Annotated in this window: 16 protein-coding genes and 1 tRNA gene; 5 read left to right on the top strand and 12 right to left on the bottom strand. The window is 41.6% G+C overall.

Annotated elements, in window-relative coordinates; all coding sequences use genetic code 11:
- Nucleotides 1-195: 195 nt before the first annotated feature.
- From ACEN9X_RS26445 to ACEN9X_RS26415, 7 genes are all read right to left on the bottom strand, one after another.
- Nucleotides 196-2364, bottom strand: coding sequence for an alpha-galactosidase (locus ACEN9X_RS26445; protein ID WP_413667987.1), 2169 nt, complete (start codon nucleotides 2362-2364; stop codon nucleotides 196-198).
- 172 nt (nucleotides 2365-2536) lie between these two features.
- Nucleotides 2537-2785, bottom strand: coding sequence for a hypothetical protein (locus tag ACEN9X_RS26440; protein WP_413667986.1), 249 nt, complete (start codon nucleotides 2783-2785; stop codon nucleotides 2537-2539).
- Between the two features lie 4 nt (nucleotides 2786-2789).
- Nucleotides 2790-6212 (bottom strand): hypothetical protein, encoded by a 3423-nt coding sequence (locus ACEN9X_RS26435; protein WP_413667985.1) that lies wholly within the window; start codon nucleotides 6210-6212, stop codon nucleotides 2790-2792.
- A gap of 234 nt (nucleotides 6213-6446) precedes the next feature.
- A complete protein-coding gene (locus ACEN9X_RS26430) occupies nucleotides 6447-6980 on the bottom strand; it encodes a hypothetical protein (RefSeq protein ID WP_413667984.1) in 534 nt (177 codons plus the stop codon).
- A gap of 98 nt (nucleotides 6981-7078) precedes the next feature.
- Entirely contained in the window at nucleotides 7079-7771 is a 693-nt protein-coding gene (locus ACEN9X_RS26425) for a helix-turn-helix domain-containing protein (protein ID WP_413667983.1), read from the bottom strand.
- Nucleotides 7772-7865: 94 nt separating this feature from the next.
- On the bottom strand, nucleotides 7866-9308 hold the full coding sequence (locus tag ACEN9X_RS26420) for a hypothetical protein (RefSeq protein ID WP_413667982.1): 1443 nt from the start codon (nucleotides 9306-9308) through the stop codon (nucleotides 7866-7868).
- Between the two features lie 54 nt (nucleotides 9309-9362).
- Entirely contained in the window at nucleotides 9363-12152 is a 2790-nt protein-coding gene (locus ACEN9X_RS26415) for a TonB-dependent receptor domain-containing protein (protein ID WP_413667981.1), read from the bottom strand.
- Between the two features lie 200 nt (nucleotides 12153-12352).
- Here ACEN9X_RS26415 and ACEN9X_RS26410 point away from each other — a divergent pair, with 200 nt between their 5' ends.
- Nucleotides 12353-12682 carry an ArsR/SmtB family transcription factor gene (locus ACEN9X_RS26410; RefSeq protein ID WP_413667980.1) on the top strand — a complete coding sequence of 110 codons (330 nt, stop codon included), beginning with the start codon at nucleotides 12353-12355 and terminating at the stop codon, nucleotides 12680-12682.
- Nucleotides 12683-12701: 19 nt separating this feature from the next.
- Here the strand turns inward: ACEN9X_RS26410 and ACEN9X_RS26405 are convergent, their stop codons facing one another.
- Nucleotides 12702-13895: a hypothetical protein gene (locus tag ACEN9X_RS26405; RefSeq protein ID WP_413667979.1), complete on the bottom strand. Its 1194-nt coding sequence runs from the start codon at nucleotides 13893-13895 to the stop codon at nucleotides 12702-12704.
- Between the two features lie 670 nt (nucleotides 13896-14565).
- Between ACEN9X_RS26405 and ACEN9X_RS26400 the strand changes: the two genes are divergently transcribed.
- The 4 genes from ACEN9X_RS26400 (at nucleotide 14566) to ACEN9X_RS26385 (ending at nucleotide 16509) form a co-directional block, all read left to right on the top strand.
- Nucleotides 14566-14901, top strand: coding sequence for a hypothetical protein (locus ACEN9X_RS26400; RefSeq protein WP_413667978.1), 336 nt, complete (start codon nucleotides 14566-14568; stop codon nucleotides 14899-14901).
- A 175-nt stretch (nucleotides 14902-15076) separates the two neighbouring features.
- Nucleotides 15077-15166 (top strand) — tRNA-Ser (locus tag ACEN9X_RS26395).
- Nucleotides 15167-15410: 244 nt separating this feature from the next.
- On the top strand, nucleotides 15411-16085 hold the full coding sequence (locus ACEN9X_RS26390) for a phage integrase SAM-like domain and Arm DNA-binding domain-containing protein (protein WP_413667977.1): 675 nt from the start codon (nucleotides 15411-15413) through the stop codon (nucleotides 16083-16085).
- Nucleotides 16086-16098: 13 nt separating this feature from the next.
- Entirely contained in the window at nucleotides 16099-16509 is a 411-nt protein-coding gene (locus ACEN9X_RS26385) for a site-specific integrase (protein ID WP_413667976.1), read from the top strand.
- 510 nt (nucleotides 16510-17019) lie between these two features.
- On the opposite strand, the gene ACEN9X_RS26380 is transcribed toward ACEN9X_RS26385, so the two are convergent.
- From ACEN9X_RS26380 to eboC, 4 genes are read right to left on the bottom strand one after another with little or no spacing between them, the layout of a single operon-like run.
- A complete protein-coding gene (locus ACEN9X_RS26380) occupies nucleotides 17020-18372 on the bottom strand; it encodes an alkaline phosphatase family protein (protein ID WP_413667975.1) in 1353 nt (450 codons plus the stop codon).
- Between the two features lie 12 nt (nucleotides 18373-18384).
- Entirely contained in the window at nucleotides 18385-19596 is a 1212-nt protein-coding gene (gene eboE, locus ACEN9X_RS26375) for a metabolite traffic protein EboE (RefSeq protein WP_413667974.1), read from the bottom strand.
- Nucleotides 19597-19613: 17 nt separating this feature from the next.
- Entirely contained in the window at nucleotides 19614-20786 is a 1173-nt protein-coding gene (locus ACEN9X_RS26370) for a 3-dehydroquinate synthase (protein ID WP_413667973.1), read from the bottom strand.
- A gap of 30 nt (nucleotides 20787-20816) precedes the next feature.
- Nucleotides 20817-21671 (bottom strand): UbiA-like protein EboC, encoded by an 855-nt coding sequence (gene eboC / locus ACEN9X_RS26365; protein WP_413667972.1) that lies wholly within the window; start codon nucleotides 21669-21671, stop codon nucleotides 20817-20819.
- Nucleotides 21672-21678 lie beyond the last annotated feature (7 nt).

Below are 21678 nucleotides of genomic sequence, written 5' to 3'. Positions count from 1 at the left end.
CCATGTTGCAAAAGTTATGATTATGCATTGCCGGGCTATAATTGGTAAAACTAAAGTAGAGATAAAATTTAATAGTAAAATGATAATTTACTACAAAATACGCAAACGTTTGCGTTATGACTATTGCAAACGCAGTAATAACGTGTACGTACCCTGTTTAATCAACGGGCTATAGCTTAGTGTTATGAGATATTTTTAATTTGAGGCGTTTATTTCTATTATCATGCTGCTTAAAGGCATCAGTTTTCCGGGAGTTAAATTAAGTCCGATGGTCATCAGGTAATCCCCGCTAAATGTGCCACCGTTTTCTGCAAGGCTTGATTTAATGCCCGGCATCAGGTTTGTTTCTTCTATCCGATACAATTTGTGGCTGTCCAACCCTTGTAAACGTACACGGTTAAGTACTTCTTTGTAACGTGTATTCAGGTTATAGTTGAACAGTACAGCTTTTGATTTTTCGTCATTTACATACATAGCCACCATACGGTTTTCCTCATATGGCGAGATAATACGGTACAGATCGCCAAACCAAATGATATTGCTGAGGCGGTTATAGTTTTTGACCGCCTGTTGGCTAAACTGGAGCTCCTCATCCGTCATTTTATTAACCTTGATATCATATCCCAACTTATCCATCATGGCAACATCCGTTTTAAATTTAATGGATTGCTTACCCCACGAAGTAACATGACTCGATATCGTTAACGATGGAAAGAAATTGCTGTAGCCCCATTGAATATACACACGCTCCAAAGGGTCGGTATCATCGCTGGGCCAAAATTCGGTGAAATATTTTAAAGCTCCGTAATCGGTGCGCCCGCCGCCTCCGGCACATAACATAATCGGCAAATGCGGATATTTTTGGCGTAAACGATCCAGGATCTTATACAAGTTCAAAGTATAATCAATATATAAAGACGACTGTTTATCTTTTAAATAAGGCGACCAGGCATTGGTCATATTGCGGTTACAATCCCATTTGATATAAGCCAAACCAGGATTTTTAGTCAGCATATCATCTACAATATGATACACATAATCTGCCACCTTGGGGTTGGTAATGTCAAGCACCAGTTGATTTCGCTGGTAATTTTCATCACGGTTGGGCAATTTCAGGATCCAGTCGGGATGCTGCTCATATAGTTCACTTTTGGGGTTTACCATTTCAGGTTCAAGCCAGATACCAAACTTAAGGCCTTTGGCTTCGGCCTGTTTCACCAGGTAAGCAATACCATTTGGCAATTTTGATTTATCTTCCTGCCAGTCGCCCAATCCTGCTTTGTCATTATTGCGGGGATATTTATTTCCAAACCATCCGTCATCTAATAAAAACAGATCGGTACCCAGCTTTTTGGCGCCATCAAATAAATTAACTAATTCCTTTTCATCGAAATTAACGTGCGTAGCCTCCCAATTATTGAGCAAAGTGAGGCGCGGTTTATTACCATCAAGTACCCCATAATTACGGGCCCATTTATGTAAATTACGACTGGCCTGCCCTTTTCCTTTAGCCGAATAAGTAAAAATAAAGGCCGGAGTTGTAAAAGTTTCGCCATTCTTTAGCTCATATGCCGATGCATAAGAGTTAATACCCGGTATGATCCTCAAGGCGTTGCGCTCATCAATTTCAAAGTGAAATTTAAAGTTGCCCGTCCAGGCCAGCGTTCCGGCTATTAACTCGCCCCTTGTTTCATCTGCCGGTTTATTCATTGCAAGAAAAAAAACCGGAGTTTGATACATATCGGCCCTTGTACCTAATTTGCTCTCAATCTCTTTTACGCCGCTGGTCAATTTGCTTTCCTGCATTTTCATCTCAGATGCCCAGTCGCCGTGAAATTGGGTAAGCCAATAGTCCTTAGCATCCAGGTGAAGCATGCATGAGGCATAGTCTTCGAGGGTTACGCTTCCTTTTTCATTGTTGGTGATTTCGGTCCATGCTTTTATAACATCTTCCCTGTTATAGGCCAGGTAGTGCAAAATCACTTGTATGGGATATTTCGGGTCCTGCAACTTAATGGTTGTTTCACTAACATTATAGTCGAACTTTTTCGTGACATGGCTAACATATCTCAACTCAAGCGAAGGATTATGATCTTTATGTATTAAACGGATGGCAGGCTGCAATAAATCTTCCATCCCACCGGTAATATATGCCTCATGTTTTCCGATAGGGATAAGGCTGATTTCTTCGCTATTTAAAAGCCGCTTACCCAGGTACGATTGATACACCCTGCTATTTGCACCAATGTTAAGCACCATGCTTACATTATCGGTATTGATCATTATTGCCTTACCGGTTTGTGCATTTACAACAGCCGAACTATAAAAAAGGGCTATGGAAACAACCCATATAAATTTATTCATGCTATACGCTTTGTATTAATACAAGCGCTATGAGGTTTGGTACCATGCTAATGTCCTTAAATATGCGGGAAGGTTTGGTTGAGTTACCGATACAATGATAGCAGGCTTCCTTAAAAGAATGAAAGCCCCAACCCGCATGCCATTGCGCCCTGGTTTAAAATGAGTACCCAGATCAGCCGGCTTGTTGCGGCGCTGTCTTTACGTTATTTCTCCGGCTCAGGTGCTTTATGGTAAACGCCGCAGCTACTAAAATTAACACCCAAACCCATGTATCTAACGGACACCCATCCGGCCCGCCATCATTGCCATCGCAAAGACCATCTCCCGGATCGGCAAAACTCCAGGATACAGCGAATAGGTTGATTATTATAATAGCTAATATTGTTTTCCATTTTGATGTAATCATAGGTAATATGTACATGCTGTTATTGTTTAAAGAACATTCCGCTTCCAATTCTGTCTCCCGTGCTTTCATTAACTGCAACCACTATGTAAAGTCCCCTGCCCAGGCTATTAACATTTTCCTGTAAGGTATTTGTACCTGTTGCCGACAGCTTTCTGACAATAGCCCCCGAAGGACTAACTATACTTATCCTAACAGGCCTGGAGGATGTTTGTTCTAACTTTATATTAACGGTACTGGCCGAAACTACGGTTGGATATACCAGGAATTTATTTAAACCAGGGCCTGGCTGTATTTCAAAACTGAGGTTATCAGACAATTTATTTTCGCCGGTTACCAGGTTTTGGCTCAGCCGGTAAATGATCCGGCCGCTGCCCGGAGTTTGATCGGTATAGGTATATTTACCCGCCCCTGTTGATTGCAGGCTATCAATAGTTAAAAAAGTTTTACCGCCATCGGCACTTTTCTGAACCGCGAATTTGGTAAAGCTGCTTTCATTATTGGTTTCCCAGTTCAGGGCTATCCCTTCAGTAACTTTCTTCCCTGTAAAGGTCAATAGGCGGTAATCATGTCCGGGTACTATGCCAATTTTAAGATAAAACCTGTCATGAGCGTAGCTCGCCGGGTTTGACTCAACCTTAAATGCATACTCGGCATTATGCACAACATCAAGCGAATCGTTGGTGTATTTATCTTTGAGGTAGATTGAATACCTTGCGTCGATATTCTTTTTTACCGGCGAGGTAAGTTTATATGTTCCATAATTGGAGAAAGTAACAATCAGGTTTACCCGTTTTAATTTTTCGAGATTGCCGGTGTAGTTAGCAAAGCAACCTATCGAATCGCTGCTTAACGAGTAGAACAAATCGCCCTGCCCGGATGGCTGATAGTATGGAGCATCTTCGCCCGGAACAAATTTAGAGCTGGCATTACCATCGAAATTAATATCGGTTGAGTTGTGAACTACTGTATCCTGCACCAGTTCCATAGTAAGGCGGGGCAAGGGGCTTTCAATATCATTGGTAGCCTTGCTTGCAAATGAAGCGGCAATATTTTTACCAGGATTACCTACCACATTAAATATCGGATTGGATGAAGGGGCGCCTGTATATGCCGAATAGGCCACTTTCATACTTTCATCAAATTTGATGGCCGATGCCGAAGCTGCTAAAGTGAAAAAACCCTGCCCGGATAAAGCATAACGGCTTGAGCCCGCACCTACAGAGCCTGTGCTGGCATCATACAACGCAAACTTGGTAGACGAACTGTTGGTTCCGGTACTGGCATCTTTTACCAGCATGTAGTAAAATTTATTAGTAGTATTTGCCAGGTAAAGTGCGTGCAGGTCAATTACCGAGGCATAAGGGTTACCAATAAGATTAAGCCCCTTTTTTGTAGAATTACTTGAACTGAACGACAGGGTTTGCGGAGCACTTACCGCTGTAGCGGTATAATAAGTTGGCGGCGTAGAAGGAAAATTGACAATATTGGCTGTTAGTTGTGCGTTGGTGGCTCCTGAACCTTTAATGACTGCTCCAAAAAAATTTAAAGTGGCGTTATCTGTTGCGGGGAATGGCCTTACAAATGGATTAGCTACGCTCCTGCTCCCTCTGAAATAATATAAAAAACCGTTGGCGGCCGGTAACCCCTGGCTTGTTGAACTAAATGGTTTATATTCATTATTTACGACCTGGTTGGGATCTGTACTGGCAGGTGCGTTTTCATCATAAACAAAAACCGAAGGGCTATTATTCGTGGCGGTGGCATTATCAAACCCGTTTGTTGAACCGCCAGGCCCGGTGATATAAGTTGTTGCAATAAGTGGAAGGAGATTATAAGTAGAAAGCGACCCAGTTGTTAAAAACGTAGTTGTACCATTAAGCACCGGCGATGAAAGCAACATATACCGGCGTAAAGTACCTTTCACATAACGTTGAACATTTATATTGCCAGTAATAGTACCAGCCGCAAGTGTACCAATACTGGCATCTCCTGACTGTGTGGATAGTAAGGTAAGCGCCGTTGTGCTTGAACTACTACCTACCGCAAGAGTTGACGATGAATTTACATTTAATGTATATAATGGAGCAACAGTAAATTTGCTGCCTGATGCCATTGTTTTGGTATTACCACCTGTAAAGGTTACGTTATAAAAATTCGTACCGGTGCTTGTTGCATCTGTAAGAGTCTGCGTTGTACCATCAAATGATATCAGTGCAGACACGTTTGGTGTAAAAGTGCCTGTATTGGTATAATTGCGGGCAATGGTTGCATTCCCCGCCCCCATGGTCATTGTTCCTGAATTGCTAAGGTCGCGGTTAATATCTGTTGTACCTGCACCACCTGTAACGGTAGCGCTATTGGTCCAGTCGGTACCTACAGTGGTAGCAGTACTATATGTAGCAAACGTTACATTGCTTGTAGTTGTAAATGCAGAATCAAGTATTAAGGTACTAGCATTGGTTGCGCCTGAGGTACCTATTGTGGCAGTACCCGTACCTTCTATAACGAGGTTATCATAAGTTGGCGTAGTGCCATTATATGAACCTCCACCAGATCCAAAGCCAGTATAAGATGAAGTATAAATTGTAGGATTTGCCCCTGTATAGTGAATAGTAACCCTGCCCCCCGAAGTCCCCCCCTGTCTGTTGCCATTAAAGTTAACAGAACCGTAGGGAGGCGTTATTGAAGCTATCGCACTACTGTTACTAAGATACAGACTTGGACTACTTTTAGGGGAGTTTGTGTTATAGGTTCCATTTACAGTGAAATATACCAGGTTATTACCTGAAGTATACCCATTGGGATTTGTAATGACTATCTGCCCATCAAGCTTCATAATGCCATCCTCTAATCTGAAACCACTGCCATTAACTAAACTTGTACTCGGGATGAGATAAACGCTACCGGTTACATATAAGTTAGCTACATGCGAAAAAAGGAAACTGTTTTGCCCCCCTGTAGTGCCGGAAGTACCAACTCTTATGTTGGCACATTGAACGGAAGCTGTGCCATTTATAAAGTTATTAACGGTTGTATTGGAGCCATTGGTGGTATTAGGGGTTTGGCTGATATCGCCTGTTACCATTAGTTTCCCTGTTGTGCCATTGACTGTTAAAGTAGTGCCGGTAACACCAGAGGTGATGCTATATTCTCTTGGCCCAAATGTAATTGACGCTACGGTTAATGTTTGATTGGTGGTTAATGTTAAAGTGGGTTGAGTAAGGTATAAAGCGATTATGTTTACACCAAACTGCACGACGTCGGTATTCCTGTTTTGACCTGGATATTCGAGTGCGACAACCCCTCCTACAGTCCAGTTTGCGGCGGTGGTCCAACTTGTTGAAATAGTTCCGTTCCAATCAAAAGTAGCTGCAAAAGCGCGTATATTTATTAAGAGTGCACAGATTGACAGCAGGGTTATTTTCAGATAGCTCGTTTTCAAATTGTTTTGCGCTCGTTGTTTTTAGGCATTTCTTTATACGCTATAATTTTCTTAAAAGTTATGCTATCAATGCAAAAAACACGTTACAATTAACAAATGTGCATAAAAAGAATTATTACAAATTTCAGCATGATCCATAACGTTCAGCTTTTTTCAAGGAATTTAGCTGAACCTATACAATGAAACGGTACTCTTATTAACCTGGAGTGCCACGGAAGAAATCAATTATTACGACTAATCAATTACAAAATTTGGATAAAAATATTGTTTAATAAAAACAGTGTCTTTTAATTGAGGGTTTTCATCGGCCTGTAAAAATATCTTTGCCTCTACAAGCCATTTTGTTTGATCGGCCGGCTTACCCGGAGTGGTATTAATACCTTTTACGTAACCATCCACCGGCTTAAATGGGATCATATAACAAGCGGGACATGAACTGTTAACTTGTATTTTACCGGCAAGGATGTCGGCTTTTGTGAGCGAAAAACTTTTACCCGGCATAGGGGCTTTGATATATAAAGTAGAGGTAATACCTGAACCCTGTTGAATGCTCCAAAATACACGGTATGTACCTGGTTTAAGCGTAGTGTAGCCTTCAAAATCAGCTTGTTCGGTAAACATGAAACTACAATTGGCGCCTGCTGTACATGTAGTCAAATTCTTGTCGTCTATTTTTAATTCGTCTTTTTCACTCTTTTGTTTACTGCATGAGCTAAAAAAAGCGGCGCTACTTAGTAATAATAATGGCAGGATAAGTTTTGATTTCATATTAAAGGTTATTTATACTGAATATAACGTACAGATAACCTATTGTGCTACAATTAACTATATTAATTTTATATTAATTTACACATATCCAAAAACTATCAAACCGCAGGCAAAAAATAATTGAGCCTGGCTAATACACTTTTTAATATTACATCGCTAAAACCGCTTTCTTCAACCATATTTACTATCCTTGAGCTGTAGTACTCCCTGGTAAGGCTATCCAGATCGATATAAAGGGCTTTCGACAGTAATATTAGCTTTTCAGAACCGGGGTTTTTCTTTCCGCATTCAATCCTGCTTAATTCGGCCCTGTCGATATTCATTTCCCGGCTCAATTTTTCCTGCGAAATTTTTAATGCTAAACGATGTTTCTTTATAAATGCTCCAAAACTAAGGTTGTTACCAGGAGTTTCCAATGCCGTGCCGGCTATGTTACTTACGGTTTGGGTTTCTTTTAAGGCTGGCGCCTGCAATTGCTCAATGTTGTTTAAATTATCAAACAACGAAAAAAAACGCGATACCATCCGGTTAAACAGAGGGATATCTATACTGTATATTGTATTAGGTTTTACCCCGCTTACTTTTATAATTCCTGTTGCTTTAAGTTCGGCTACGTGCTTCAGGATATTTTCCATTTCAAATGGCACATTACAAATCTCCTTTTTACTGATGGAATTACCATTTTCAACAATCATCCTGATGATATAAACTCTTACAGGAAGTGCAAGTATGCGGGCAAAGCGGGCCAGTTCACTATCAGTTTCAGTAAATTTTGATTTTAATGTAAGCATAGATATGAGATAAGCACTAAAAAACAGGATGATATTCATGAATGTAAAAAGGCCTCCCAGCTTGCTGAGAGACCTTTTTCAACATGTAGTTTAATTATTTTTTAACAGCGCCGGGTGTTGTATATGGCATTGTTTGAGGATCAAAGTTAGCCCAACCAGCAGTCCAGTCGGTTGAACCGAAAGCACCTTTGTAATCAACTTTATCAAAGAAGGCATCGGTTAATTTTGCATCAGTAAACAAAGCACCGGTGGCAGCAATTGAACCTGCTTTCACAGTAAAGTCAGGAGTACCTGCATTAGCAAAATCAGATGAGAATTTGAATGGGGCATTGATAACTAAATCAGCATATTTAAGAGCATCAAAAACGTTATCAGCCCTAAGTTTGGTTTCAAATGATGCTTTGTTTTCGCCTTTAACCTCGTTGCTTTTTTTGTTGCTGCCTAAAATAATGTTGTTTTTGAACACCAAACGACCTGCAGTGTAGTTAGCTAAAGTTGAGTTAGGTGTGGTTTCTTTTGTATCATCGATATAAATGCCTTCAACATAACCTGAGAAGATTGAATTAAAGATACTTATAGCTGAGTTACGACGAATTTGAGCAGCGTGCTGATAGTTAGCGTTAACGTTAGTTTCGCCATCTTTAGTGATTGGGCCTAACAATGTCATGTTAGTGAACACCGCAGAAGTTTGCGGTGTTTTGTCTGAACCAGAACCATCGTTATCGCTTTCAAAGCTGTTTGAGCCAGAGATATCGGCGATGGTTTTGAAGCGCTGGCTTAAACCAAACTGTATTTTACCGGCAAATCCAAAGTCGGTATCAAAATCGTCATCTAAACTACCCATTGCAATAAGGTGTTTACATTGTACTGTACCACCAAACCATTCAAAAGCGTCATCACCTGAACGGTAAACTTCAACATAATCAATAGTAGTTCCTTTACCAACACCACCGAAAGTTAAACCGTTAATTTCATTATCAGGCGAAAAAGGGATACCGGCATACTCTATACGTACATATTTCAAAGTACCGGAGTTGTCGTTAACATCTGTACCACCGTATTGGATATATTTGGCGGGGTCGCCTTTTGCGTCCAGGCCACCTTCTATACCAACGTTATCGCCCTGGTTAACAGGGGCTTTTCCCAACAGGATAATGCCACCCCAATCGCCGTTTGCACGTGCGCCGGCATCAAATTGCGATGTAAATACAATCGGCTTATCGGCAGTACCAACCGCCATGATCTTGGCGCCACGGGTTATTGTAAGGGCAGCTTTGCTTGATTTTTCGCCTTTAATTATTGTTCCTGGCTCAATAGTAAGTGTAGCACCATTGGTAACGTACACAAACCCTTTCAATAAATAAATTTTATCAGCTTTCCAGGTAGTGTTGGCAGCAATATCGCCGGTTACAGTAACAACATTACTTACTTTGGTAGTATCTTTTGGCGGATTAGTGTCAATAACAGCTTCTTTCTTGCTACAAGCAGCTGTGAAAAGAGCCACAATACACGCTAATAATAATCCTTGTTTTTTCATAATTTTGCTTTTTTCGATTTGAATCAGTTTGTTTTAAGTTATTCTTATCCGTTGTTAAAAGGTATAGTTGAATGAAAGTGCGTAGCTTGAGCCTGTGCGGTAGCTTTTGAATATATAGCCCGATCCGGATGGGATATAAGGCTTGCCATCAAGCTCATATATGAAACTGTATTTCTGGTTAAGTATATCCGTAGCACTTAACTTTATTTCGCCTTTGCTTTTCAGCACTTTGTAGCCAATCTGGCAGTCGAGCACGTTTCTCGGTTGTTCGTAAACGCTTGAAAACCTTTCGCCGCCAGCATAAAAGATCCTTTTACCAAGTCTGTTGAATAATACATTCACCGATAATTTGTTGTCAAATTCGGTATGTTGCAAACCTGCATTTACCACATAAGGCGATTGTCCTACCAGGGCACGGTCTTTTTCAAGCCTCACTACCCCGTCATCAGGGTTGGTTACTTTTGATTTGTTGATGGAAAGGTTAGCATATGCCGTTGTAGTTTTAAAGAAAGAACCACCATTTATAAAATCAAGCGTTTTACGGGCTTCCATCTCAAAACCATATACGTATGCCGATTTTGAGTTGAAGTAGCTGATAGTAGTTGAAGAATTCTGATCTTCGATCTTAGGTTCAATAGCATTCTGGAATTTTTTATAGAAAACAGAGAAGGATAAGATCTGCCCTGCTGAAGGATAAAATTCATACCTCAAATCGGCATTGTCGATAAGTGTACGTTTCAAATCAGGCTCGCCCTGCAGGGTTGCCAATAGTTCGTAATCGTAATAAGCAAAAGGTGCAAGTTCCCTGAATTCGGGACGGGCAACAGTTCGGTAATATGAAGCCCTGAAATTTGCTTTTTGCGTTAGGCTGTAGGTAAAGTTTACCGATGGTAAAAAGTCTGTATTATCCAGCTGGGCGCGGGGTTGGTGAACAGCAACCTCTTCTGTACGAAGCTTTAAATTAAACTTCTCAACCCTTAAACCGTATACTATCCTGATTTTTTCGCTGAACTTACTATCAAGCATTGCATAGCCGGCGTTAGTTAAGCTATGTGCGTTATACCTATCTGTCGGGTTTGAAATTTCATCAAGCGAATAAAGACCGGTATTGACAAGATTTGGCCCAAAAATGGTTTGGATTGGACGTTGCAATATGGTATTGATATCATAATCAGGATTGTTAGTATTGATAACAAGTCCGATGAACCTTGCATCAAATTTCCTGTCGCGGTATTGCGAATTAACACCCAGCTTAAGTGTACTTTGTTTAAATAAGTTAACGGGCAGGTTAAAATCCACTTTACCAGAGTAGATATTTTCGTTTAAGTGAGAGAAAACACGGGCGTTTTCTTTGCTTAGGTTGGTAACCTGGGCATAAAATGGCTCGCTGGCAGCGCTTTGCCTGTAATTGGTTTTACGCTGATCGGGCTGATCATTAATGATATTACTATAGCCAAGGTTCCATTTCAACTTTGAGCTTTTAGCGCCAAGGGCGTGTTCGCCTTCAAGTGTAGTTTTGAACAACGATTTTTCGAGCAGGTCATTAGCATAAAAACGACTGTCATAGCTTCCGTTGCTGGAGTTTGAGCCTGTACGGTAAGTAAACTGATCATCAAAAACCCGATTGTAGAGATTTTTTAAAGTGATCTTATTTTTACCAAAGCTGTATGCCAGGTTGGCGAGGGCGCCAACATTGGTCGAAAACTTATATTGCGTATTGCTATAATTATAGTTATCAAATTGTTGTATCAGGTCGGGTATTATAGTCTGTGTGTTGCGGTAAGTTAACGCCACCGTGGTACCCAGCCTGTTTTTATTAGCGCCAAGTTCTTTTACATTCCCTATGGTAAACTGGTAATTTTGACTTGGTAAGGCAGTGCTCTTGTAAATATTAAAATCGTTATTCAGGCTCCTTATAGACTGGATTGTTTGAGTGGTACTTAACTGTTTGTTAACAATTTGAGTTGTTGTGGGAAAATTGCTCACCAGCTTACGTGTTCCGTCGTCAAAACCAAAGTAGTCGCTGGTAGCACGAAAACCGCTTTGAAAATCTTTAAAGGTACTTTGTGAATTATACCCCACACCTACTCCGAGGCTTACAAAGTTCTGATCGGGTATATCCTTTGTTATGATTTGCACGTTACCACCTGCAAAATCTCCCTGGATATCAGGCGTAGCAGTTTTGCTGATAATGATGTTTTCGATCAAACTTGCAGGAACTATATCAAAAGAAAAGGCTTTGCGGTTGGGTTCGGTGCTTGGCAGCGGAGAGCCATCTAACGAGGCCGTATTATAACGATCGCTCAAACCTCTTACCACCACAAATTTGTTGTCTTGTATGGTTGTGCCGCTTACCCTTTTCAAAACATCGCTTGTACTACGGTCTGGCGACCTTTTAATTAATTCTGATGAAATGCCATCGGATATTGAAGCACTGTTTTTTTGAACCGCATACAGGGCAGCCACAGAAGCCTGCCTATAAGTAGCTTTCACAACCACCTCTTTAAGTGTAGTTGAAGTTGCTGCACTTAAAGCAATATCAAGTGAAGTAGCGGCCCCGGCTTTTACCTCAACATCCGAAATTGACTTGGTTTGATAACCAATATATTTAATGATCAAGGTATATCTTCCTGGTTTTACATCAGTTAATACATAGCTTCCGTCCACGTTAGTGGCTGCCCCCCTTTGGGAACCTTCAATACCAACAGTAGCACCAATAAGGGTCTCGCTTGTTTTTTGATCAATGATTTTACCAACTATTTTCCCGTTACCCTGGGCAAAAGCACCGGAGGTAATGAAAAATACGGATAAGGTTAACAGGAGTAGCGTTTTGATTCTGTTCATAAATTTTTAATGACGGGTCAAAAGTATTCCCGTTAAATTAAATTCATGTTAAGTCAGAATTATCAAATCGAATATCTTAAATATTAAATTAAATAGAAAAGAATGGATTTTATCTAATATCATGAAGATTAAATGAAGAGGCAAATTTCTAATGACTTCGATTTTAATATGAATTATATATTTGCAGCACACATTTAAACATGGCTAATCACAAAAAGGCTGAGTTTGCCGCAACAGATCAGGATATATCAATGGTAGCAAGGGCGCTTTCTCACCCCGCCAGGATTGCCATTATGCGCATTTTGGCGCAGCATAAACATTTTACCTGCGGCGAAATAGTTGAAATACTTCCGTTAGCGCAGCCAACTGTATCACATCATTTAAAAGAATTATTGGATGCCCGGCTAATCACCGTTGCAATTGATGGCAAAAAATCGTTATATGATGTAAACTGGCCCACCTGGAACAGGTATACAGCTGAGTTTGAGAATATGCTTAGTGCCATTAACAACGCAGAACAACAAGCCTGACATATTCCCCGAATTTAGTTTATGGGGTATATTCATACACAACCTTGTACGGTATTTGTGTAAGCGAGGCTGACACCTGCCCTATCTTTAAATCGTGCAATTGTGGTGTAGGTTCACAAAATGAATAAGCTTTTCCTTTATAAAGCAAAGGTTTCCCAACCGGTTTTTCAAATTGCACTGCCATAGTTATGTGCGTAGGATATAACACAGCTATCATAGGCAAATTGTAGATCTCTTTTACCAGGTAAAAAAACAGCGCAGCGCGGTCATCGCAGTCGCTATACTGTGCAAACAAGGTTTCTTCCGGGCTTAGCCGCTTCTCCTTGCCAAAATTTATATTATCATTTTCATACAAAAAGGCATACCGGGTAAAATGCATCAGGTAATCAACTCCTTTTGTGACATCCATCCTGCTCACATTTTGTTTAAGTAAAGGGATCAGTGATCCATAAGTTTCCTTACTTAAAGGGATATTGAAATATGATTCAAAATCAACAACCGGGTAGTTCCTGAAAATAGAATCAACCAATGGATTAAGCTTAATTTTGAAATAGTATGCCTTGTGCCTGTAGGTAAACTGCAAATCTTTTTCAATATAATCCGCCGGCGTAAATTCAGGCATCCGTGTAACTTTATATGAAAACGGGTTAACAGCCCCAGGTACATCGATATTAACAGGCATAGCAGGCTCTGTTGTGAGATCTGTACCCGGATAATCATGAATATTCAGGCACATATACTTTTTGCCGTCAACGGTATATGAAGGTATATCGGATATATCCTCGTTGTTGTACACATAAAAAATGATCTTTTTCCCAGCCAGTGCTAACCGGGCATCATACCCAGATTTAACCATCAGGAACCATTTATATAAGGTATAGTTACTATAGTTTTTTTCTTTGGGGCTTATTTGCTGTGCAGTTTTGCGCACAAGCTGATAGTAAAGCCAGTCGTTTAATTTGTGCTCCTCTTTATAACTTAACAATGCCTGAAGTAAAGAATTATAATTACCCGCGTTGACATTATCATAAAAGTTTTCGATGTTTTTTAAAGATGGCTCATGTGCAGTATCGGAAAGAAGCAAGGTACCTGCATCAGCATTAAATGTACCATCATAAAAAGCAAAGCAAAGCCTCCTGTTGTTTTGAGCATACAAGTTAATCGTACTAAAAAGCGACAAACAAGCTAATAAAAGCTTAACATATTCGTTCATCAAAAAGGAATTATTACCTGCAAAAGAATTGAAAAGAGCCCGGGCTTATAACTTTTATACAAGTTAACAATTAAACGCCAATTCAATTAATATTATTTTAATCATTGATAAACACAATAATAACACTGCGCAGCTAAATTTGTATTTTGAAAATCCGGTTTATGAGGTCAGTATCATTAGGAAAAAGAATACTTTGTTTATTTATAGCAATTGGGTACTTCTTTTTCTCATGCCTGTATGTTACACGGTGTCCTAAAGTTGCCGGCCATACTAAAACCGGAGCGTATTACTTATTTAACAATCAGGTAAAACAAAGTAACACTGTCATTTCAAGTACCACTAACAGCAAATCTATACCGGTTCTTTTTTTATCGCGCCCTCGTGTTGTCTTTGGTAAAAACCTGGTAGCCTTAACTAATCAATTCAGATTAATACGCGCTTTTGAGTTTTGTCCGTTCCGATATTTAACAAAAAATGATGTTCAGAATAGATTTAGGGCCCACAAGATATTTTACACCGCCAATATCTTTTCCATTATCCGTACCTGGAAAATCTGAGCTATCGCTCCTCTCCTGCTGATACCTTTTACAATGTTTCTTAATTTTTATCACCTGCATTTTACGGCCACCATCGCTGCTATGTCAAATGCAAAAAAACGTACGGATAAGTTATGCCTTATTTTAACTTAAAATTTTCAAATACCGATAACGAGCTGGCCAACTTTGCAAAAGCCCTGGCTTTACCTGTCAGGATTGCTATTGTCCGCATCATCATAGCTAACAACAATTCAATATCTAAAGAAAGTTTGTACACAATTCCATTTAACCATGAAACAACAACCAAGCATCTTGCCGAATTAAAACGGATGGGAATAATCAAGGCGCATGGGTTTCGCGGCTCAATTAAGTATAGCCTCGATGAGCAACTATTTAAGCAGATGGCCGACGGCTTTGCCACATTATTTGAAAACATAAGACCTGCTGAGCATGACCTGCAAAGTTATTAAAGGCATTTAACGGGCATTTTTAGCCATTTTTCGCAGTTAAAAATGGCCGGCCTTAAAAAAAAATGCATTTATAATAACCTGATAAACAGGCATTGTATTATAACATTTACTTAACCTAAGCTTAAAGTACCAATTAGGATTTGGCAATTCGGTTCAGATTTGTACTTTTGCGCCCGGAGAGTTGGCAGAGTGGTCGATTGCGGCAGTCTTGAAAACTGTTGAACTGTGAAAGGTTCCTGGGGTTCGAATCCCTAACTCTCCGCCAAGTATTATTCAATTAGAATCAAAACGCTGTAAATGAATTATTTACGGCGTTTTCTGTTTTTAGCCCACACCAAAATAAACCAATGAATCGCTTTGCTCCAGTGACCTGCCGGTGACCTTTTTCAAGGTACTTTTGCAGGTCACCGGAATGCTTATAAGTTACTGTTATTGAGCTGGTTTAGTATTTAAACATCTTGATTACAGGAGGATATGTAACTAATTTTATTCACTTAAAAGCTTCAGCGATGAACAAATCTTTTAACCTCCTCTTTTACGTAAAGAGATCAAAAACAAATGCCGAAGGCCTCGCCCCTGTTTACCTGCGTATCACTATTGATGGCTTGCGCTCCTCTAAACGCTATATCAATCCCGACAAATGGAATACAAACGCTCAGAAGTTAACCGGGAACAATAAGGATACAGAAAGCATCAATACTTACCTGAAAACATTAGAACACCAGGTGTACGATGTCCACCGGGACATGATAGAACGTAAGTTGCTGATCACTGCCCCCAACTTAAAAGACAGACTCCTTGGCGGAAAACCCTCGCCTGGAAAAATGCTGGTGCCGATATTCCAGGAACATAACCGTCAGGTTGCTGTGCTTATTGGCAAAGAATATGCAAAGGGGACGCTTGATCGGTACGAAACAAGCCTCAAACATACACAGGCGTTTCTGCAATGGAAATTTAATTCATCAGATATTGATATCCGCGCGATTGATCACGAGTTTATCATGGCTTATGATTTTTATCTACGTTCGGAAAGGAGTTGCAACAATAACTCAACCGTTAAGTACCTAAAAAACTTTAAGAAGATCATTCTGATCTGTATAGCAAACGGCTGGCTTGATAGAGATCCATTTGTCAAATACAAGCCTAAAGTTAAAGAGGTTAAAAGAGCGTTTCTTAAACGCTGAAGAACTGGAAGTCATGGCCAATAAGAAACTTGTTAGCGACCGGGTATCACAGGTAAGGGATATTTTTCTTTTCAGTTGTTACACCGGCTTAGCCTATGCTGATGTTAAGAAATTAAAACGTTCGGAAATTGTAACCGGAATCGACGGGCAAAAATGGGTTTACACAAGTCGTCAGAAAACAGATACTTCTTCCCGAATTCCTTTACTTCCACAGGCGATGGAGCTAATGGCAAAATACAAAGAGCATCCACAATGCGTAAATGATGGTTTATTGCTTCCTGTATTGAGCAATCAAAAGATGAATAGCTATTTGAAGGAAATAGCTGATGCCTGTAGCATCAATAAAGAACTGACTTACTACATAGCACGCTTTTGCAACGACTGTAACACTTGCAAATGGTGTTTCTATCGAAAGCGTATCTAAGATGCTCGGCCATACCAATATCAAAACAACCCAACATTACGCGAAAATCCTTGATATGAAAGTAGCGCAAGACATGTCTAAGCTGAGACAGCTTTATTAATAGGTTATCTATTTGATCAACATAGAGCTATATATGGCTCTATGTTGACAATCTATTATAGTTTTCAGGAATGCATTGTGACCAACTTTCTTATACCGCCCAAGGCAGAATGCAGTAATGTCTGGCATCAACTGAAGCTGTGAAACAGGCAAACTAACGGCTTTAAAGCATCAAACTGCGGCATCTAAGAAAGCGGTAAGTGTCATAATAAAGCTTTTATCTAATTGTTGAATTATAATCAATTACTGTCAGTTGTGTGCCTCCGGTTATTAGAATATTACTATTTACAATGGCTTGTTGATAGGTTTAGTTTTGTCTAAGATTTGAATTGGATGTCACGTAGTGTTCTCAATCAACGTTCGGGATTAGCCACCTTCCTGATCAACCCACAGTAATGCTTAATCAAATATTCACCATTTAAGATGACTCCATATGATATCGTGAACATCGGTAGCGATGATCTCCCGTTTATCTAAAGTTTTTTCGGTGATGATAACCGGCTGGTAACACCGCGCCACATCCACGCGGCCATGTGAACCCTTGATCAAGTTGGCGTCGAGCGGAATCACATCCATTACATACCTGAATCCGGCTTTTTTGCGCAGCAATTTATAGCCGGCACGCAGTTTCGAGCTCATAAACATCTCAACAGGGTCATAACCAGGCTTTTTATGAATATCAACTACACGTGCATAATCAGGAGCAAGCGCGTCATCCAGCCAAAAATAATAAGTGAACCAGCTTTTTTCATCAGCGATCAGGACGAGGTCGCCAGCCCTTGGATGGTTGATGTGATATTCCGCCTGCTCTTCACGGTTAAGGACCCGTTCAACACCCGGAACAGCTTCAAGCAGCGCTTTGACTTTTTCCTTTATACTTTCATCGTTGATGTACACGTGTGCCAGTTGGTGGTCGGCTACCGCGAAAGCTTTTGAAGCTCCCGGGTCCAGCAATTCGAGCCCCCGCTCGATCCTGATGCCTAACAGGTCGTTTTGCCTCAATACCCGGTTCAAATGTACCGGGCGATCCACCGGAGATATACCATATTCAGAAAGAATGATCACCTTCGCACCTTTTTGCTGGTAAAAACGCACCAGATCCTCGATCACTTTGTCAATTTCCCTGAGATCATTGGCAATAAGCTCCAAATCCGGACCGGATTTTTGCAGGCAATAATCCAGATGCGGCAGATATATCAGTGTAAGTGTCGGGTTATGCAATCTATCAGTTTCCATGGCCGCGTCCGCTATCCAACGGGTTGACTTGATATTTGCACCAGGCCCCCAAAATTGAAAAAGTGGAAACTGGCCGAGCTTGGCCTGAAGATGGTCGCGCAGGTCGGCCGGCTCCGAATAACAATCCGGCATTTTTCGCCCATCTGCAAGGTAATTAGGCCTTGGGGTCACAGAGTAATCCGCGGAGGAATACATATTATACCACCAAAACATTACCGAACTGGTAAACGATGGATCTTCACTTTTGGCTTTTTCCCATATTTTCTGCCCATCCACAAGTTTGTTTGATTGCTTCCAGAATTTCACTTCACAATCAATACGGTCGTACCAACCGTTACCAACAATACCGTTCCCGGCCGGAAATTTACCGGTGAGATAGGCCGACTGCATGGATGTTGTGACAGCAGGCAACACCGGTTTAATATGCGCCAGATGCCTTTCGTTAATATACGTTTCAAGGAATGGCGTATGCTTGCCGATCAGAGAGGAAGATAAACCCACCACGTCGATGACTACCGTTTTATTCATATTTTCTCTCCTTTACAAAAGTTGTTCCTTGACCCAATTCAACTCCCGGATGATCGATTGTGATAATGGGGCTTTCAGTTCTTCAGGTAACACGGTCCAGGTATACGTTTCCACCTCGAGGTGTTGGGTGAAAGGCATATTCTTGAATTTATTGAGCACCCTGACAATATCGGCTTGCGTGGATTGCACGGGTCCCATATCTTCCACAAAAATAGGTACATGGAAATGTGACCGCCATTCCCTCACCGCATTGTTCCGGCTATCTGCCAGAGCTTCCGGCAAATCAGGATAGCGGATCAAATTACCATTTCCTGTTTTGGCGATCACCTGGTGCAGGTAGGTAGGCTCATTAAACCTGGCAAGCGCGTTGGTCACTTCCTCCATCAATGTCATTTTCTCGGGAAGGAATGCCTTTAAGGCAGCACTGATCTGTATCTTGCCAACCCGGATTTCCTTAGCCAGTAACTCGTCGATAACGCGCTCATGCTCTTCATAACCTATTGCAAAATGGCAAACATCATAACACAGGTTAATATGACGTTTGATAGCTGCTTCGGCATCGGCTGGGGATAGGTTAAACTTTTCCCTCAGCGATAAAATACCTTGCGGCAGAAGATCTTTCTCAAACCAATCGATAAATTCCGGGCCCGATTCCAGGAACCCGTCTGGTTCGGGTTCAATATCCAGGTGCATGAGTATTCCGGTCGAGCGGTGTTTTTTGAAAAGGGCTTCAGCAACCGCTAAAATATTTTTTGTGGCGATAGCCTTCGCTGTATTCCTGGCTTCGCCGGCGGTATGCCATGGCTTATAGCTTAAAGGTGATGTTGATATGCCCCCCTGCAAGCCATCCGGCAGTAATTTGGACAATATATCAAACAACCTTAAGGTGTATTCCAAGCGGTCGGGACTTGTCCAGTCCGGCGCATGTACCTGGTCCTTCACAATGGTATCGTGGAATCCGCCGTAGGGGAAGCCATTCATTGTAAAAACATATGCATGATTATCAGAAAGCCATCGGCCGAATTCTGTTAATTTATATTCGTTGGCCAGCAGCCCTAAGCTTGCTAAATTCGAAAGGCGCAGGCCAATACCCATTGGCTCGTCTCCGGCTACGGAGGCCCTGATTTCCGGGAAATGTTTTTTTAACGCCTGAAATGTTTCCGGCCAGGTTTCCCCGGGATGGATATTCGTACAATAGGTAAGGTACGCGGTATTAATTTTCATGACAGCAGTTGTTTTGATTAAAATTTTGATTGCTGAAGTTCGCGTTGCCTGTTGTACAGCGCGAGGCTTGCCTGTTTCAGTAGCCGCGTATCAATTTCATGAACCTCTGTACCTTTGCCGACCCCGTCCAGCAGCGTGATCGTGAGCTCTCCGCCCAGATGCTCGCGAAACTCTTCCAGTCCCATTAGTAAAGGATCGTTCTCTCCGCTGAACCTTAAAAGTTCATGGCTGATATCAAAACCCAGGTTTTGGATCAGGTTTACTACACGTTCACTTTCCAAAGCTGTTAAACGGCCTGCAAGGAAGGAATAGACTGTGTCAAGGGCAATGCCCATGGCGACTGCCTCACCATGCCGGATGTCAAAATTGCTGAGGTACTCCAGTTTGTGTGCGCTCCAATGCCCAAAGTCTAAAGGGCGTGAAGAACCGCTTTCAAAGGGATCGGCACCGGCAATATGTTCCATGTGCAGCTGTGCACAACGCCAAATGAGGTAGTTCATAGCTGCCGCATCCCGGCTTACAAGGGCAGGAGCATTCTCCTCTATCCAGTCAAAAAACATTTGATCTTTGATCAGCGCGACTTTAATCGCCTCGGATATGCCGGAGCGCCAGTCACGTTCGGAAAGCGTGGTCAAAAAACGATCATCGTTAAATACAGCTGCAGGCGGCGCGAAAGTGCCCAGGAAATTCTTCTTTCCAAAATAATTGATACTATTTTTAACGCCGATACCTGAGTCGTTCTGTGAAAGTACGGTTGTTGGTATCCGGATAAGTTTCACACCGCGGTGCGCTACAGCTGCTGCGTACCCTGCCATATCTAAAAGGGCACCTCCGCCCAAAGCGGCTATGTAGGAGTGTCTGTCAATACTGTAATTATTGACCGCTTCAAGGATCAGCTCAAAATAGCGCTCATCATTCTTCACCTGTTCGCCGCCGGGGATGATCAATATCTCAGGTACCAGCTCAACGGCGGTATGAACCCGAAAATAGGCATTGATCTCCGAGCATAAATGCTCATGGGCGTCCGCAACTCCCTGGTCAACCACGAAAAGAATCTTCTTTAACGCTCCTGAGGTGGCAGCGTTTGTTAAAAACCGGTTCAATAGCGGGTTGTTGGCTTTGAATAAGCTTGAAGTAAAAAAAACGTTGTAACTATATTTGACGCTGAAGTTTTGTTGTAAATGTTCCATGCGGGGGAAGGTCTGTTTTAATTAAAATTATTAAGTAACCGCGAAGGTTTTTGAAAACCAGATTGAGAGCGGTAACAGGCAAGCGATCAGCACGGCGAAGGTAAGCGAGCCGAATGTGGCAGACCAGGAGGCGTCCATCAATATTAAGGAGATTACCCCGGCCTTGACGGCTTTACCAATATTTTTACCGATAGGCTCCCTGATCGCTTTAAGCAACGGGCGGAATATCATCCAGGTGAAGGGAATGAGGAACAAAAGCGACCATAGCAAACGGTTATTTGCATAGGAAAAATAACTGATGAAGCCGATGACCCCTGCATACAAAGTTGCCGCTGTATATAGGCTGATTTTACTGCCGCCATGTACTTCACCGCGGCTGGTGAGCGTGATGGAAAATATATAGGCCACCGGCACCAAGGCCAGCAAAAACCAGTTAATGAGCGCTATCGGAATTATACTGATACCCAGCAACAGGTTCAATCCCCTGCACATACCCATATTAAGCGGTCCGAAAAATGGGTGGTGTTTACCAAACTTATCGTAAAGTAAAGCACAAAGTGCGATAGCTGCTGCGATCATACCTGATACAACCGAAACGAAAAGGGCTGATAAGACGCCTGCGCATAGCAGTATCGTGCCAAGTATGAAGGCTTCCTTTAAGCTTACCTTGCCCGATGGGATCGCACGCTCTGGCCGTTCGATCTTATCCAGCTCCACATCGAAAACGTCATTGAAGACAATACCTCCCCCGTAAAGACAGGCTGTTGACAGGCAAAGTAACAGTATTACCGGCGAGAATGCTCTTATTGAGCTGACCGGAACGCTTACAATGGCGATACCTGCCAGAATATCAGCTACAGAGGTAACAATATTGGCCGGCCTCATAAGCTGC

Origin of the sequence: Mucilaginibacter sp. Mucisp86 (genome assembly GCF_047324315.1) — a bacterium.
Classification (GTDB): Bacteria; Bacteroidota; Bacteroidia; order Sphingobacteriales; family Sphingobacteriaceae; genus Mucilaginibacter.
Note: the sequence above shows the minus strand (reverse complement) of the source record. Positions and strands in the feature narration are given on the sequence as shown.

Bases quoted from the DNA above. Each gene is read 5' to 3' on its own strand.
- ACEN9X_RS26405 (WP_413667979.1), bottom strand. From the start codon at position 13,895: ATGAACGAATATGTTAAGCTTTTATTAGCTTGTTTGTCGCTTTTTAGT.
- ACEN9X_RS26440 (WP_413667986.1), bottom strand. From the start codon at position 2,785: ATGTACATATTACCTATGATTACATCAAAATGGAAAACAATATTAGCT.
- ACEN9X_RS26420 (WP_413667982.1), bottom strand. From the start codon at position 9,308: ATGAAAAAACAAGGATTATTATTAGCGTGTATTGTGGCTCTTTTCACA.
- ACEN9X_RS26400 (WP_413667978.1), top strand. From the start codon at position 14,566: ATGCCTTATTTTAACTTAAAATTTTCAAATACCGATAACGAGCTGGCC.
- ACEN9X_RS26410 (WP_413667980.1), top strand. From the start codon at position 12,353: ATGGCTAATCACAAAAAGGCTGAGTTTGCCGCAACAGATCAGGATATA.
- eboC (WP_413667972.1), bottom strand. From the start codon at position 21,671: ATGAGGCCGGCCAATATTGTTACCTCTGTAGCTGATATTCTGGCAGGT.
- ACEN9X_RS26385 (WP_413667976.1), top strand. From the start codon at position 16,099: ATGGCCAATAAGAAACTTGTTAGCGACCGGGTATCACAGGTAAGGGAT.
- ACEN9X_RS26415 (WP_413667981.1), bottom strand. From the start codon at position 12,152: ATGAACAGAATCAAAACGCTACTCCTGTTAACCTTATCCGTATTTTTC.
- ACEN9X_RS26390 (WP_413667977.1), top strand. From the start codon at position 15,411: ATGAACAAATCTTTTAACCTCCTCTTTTACGTAAAGAGATCAAAAACA.
- ACEN9X_RS26380 (WP_413667975.1), bottom strand. From the start codon at position 18,372: ATGAATAAAACGGTAGTCATCGACGTGGTGGGTTTATCTTCCTCTCTG.
- ACEN9X_RS26370 (WP_413667973.1), bottom strand. From the start codon at position 20,786: ATGGAACATTTACAACAAAACTTCAGCGTCAAATATAGTTACAACGTT.
- ACEN9X_RS26430 (WP_413667984.1), bottom strand. From the start codon at position 6,980: ATGAAATCAAAACTTATCCTGCCATTATTATTACTAAGTAGCGCCGCT.
- eboE (WP_413667974.1), bottom strand. From the start codon at position 19,596: ATGAAAATTAATACCGCGTACCTTACCTATTGTACGAATATCCATCCC.
- ACEN9X_RS26445 (WP_413667987.1), bottom strand. From the start codon at position 2,364: ATGAATAAATTTATATGGGTTGTTTCCATAGCCCTTTTTTATAGTTCG.
- ACEN9X_RS26425 (WP_413667983.1), bottom strand. From the start codon at position 7,771: ATGCTTACATTAAAATCAAAATTTACTGAAACTGATAGTGAACTGGCC.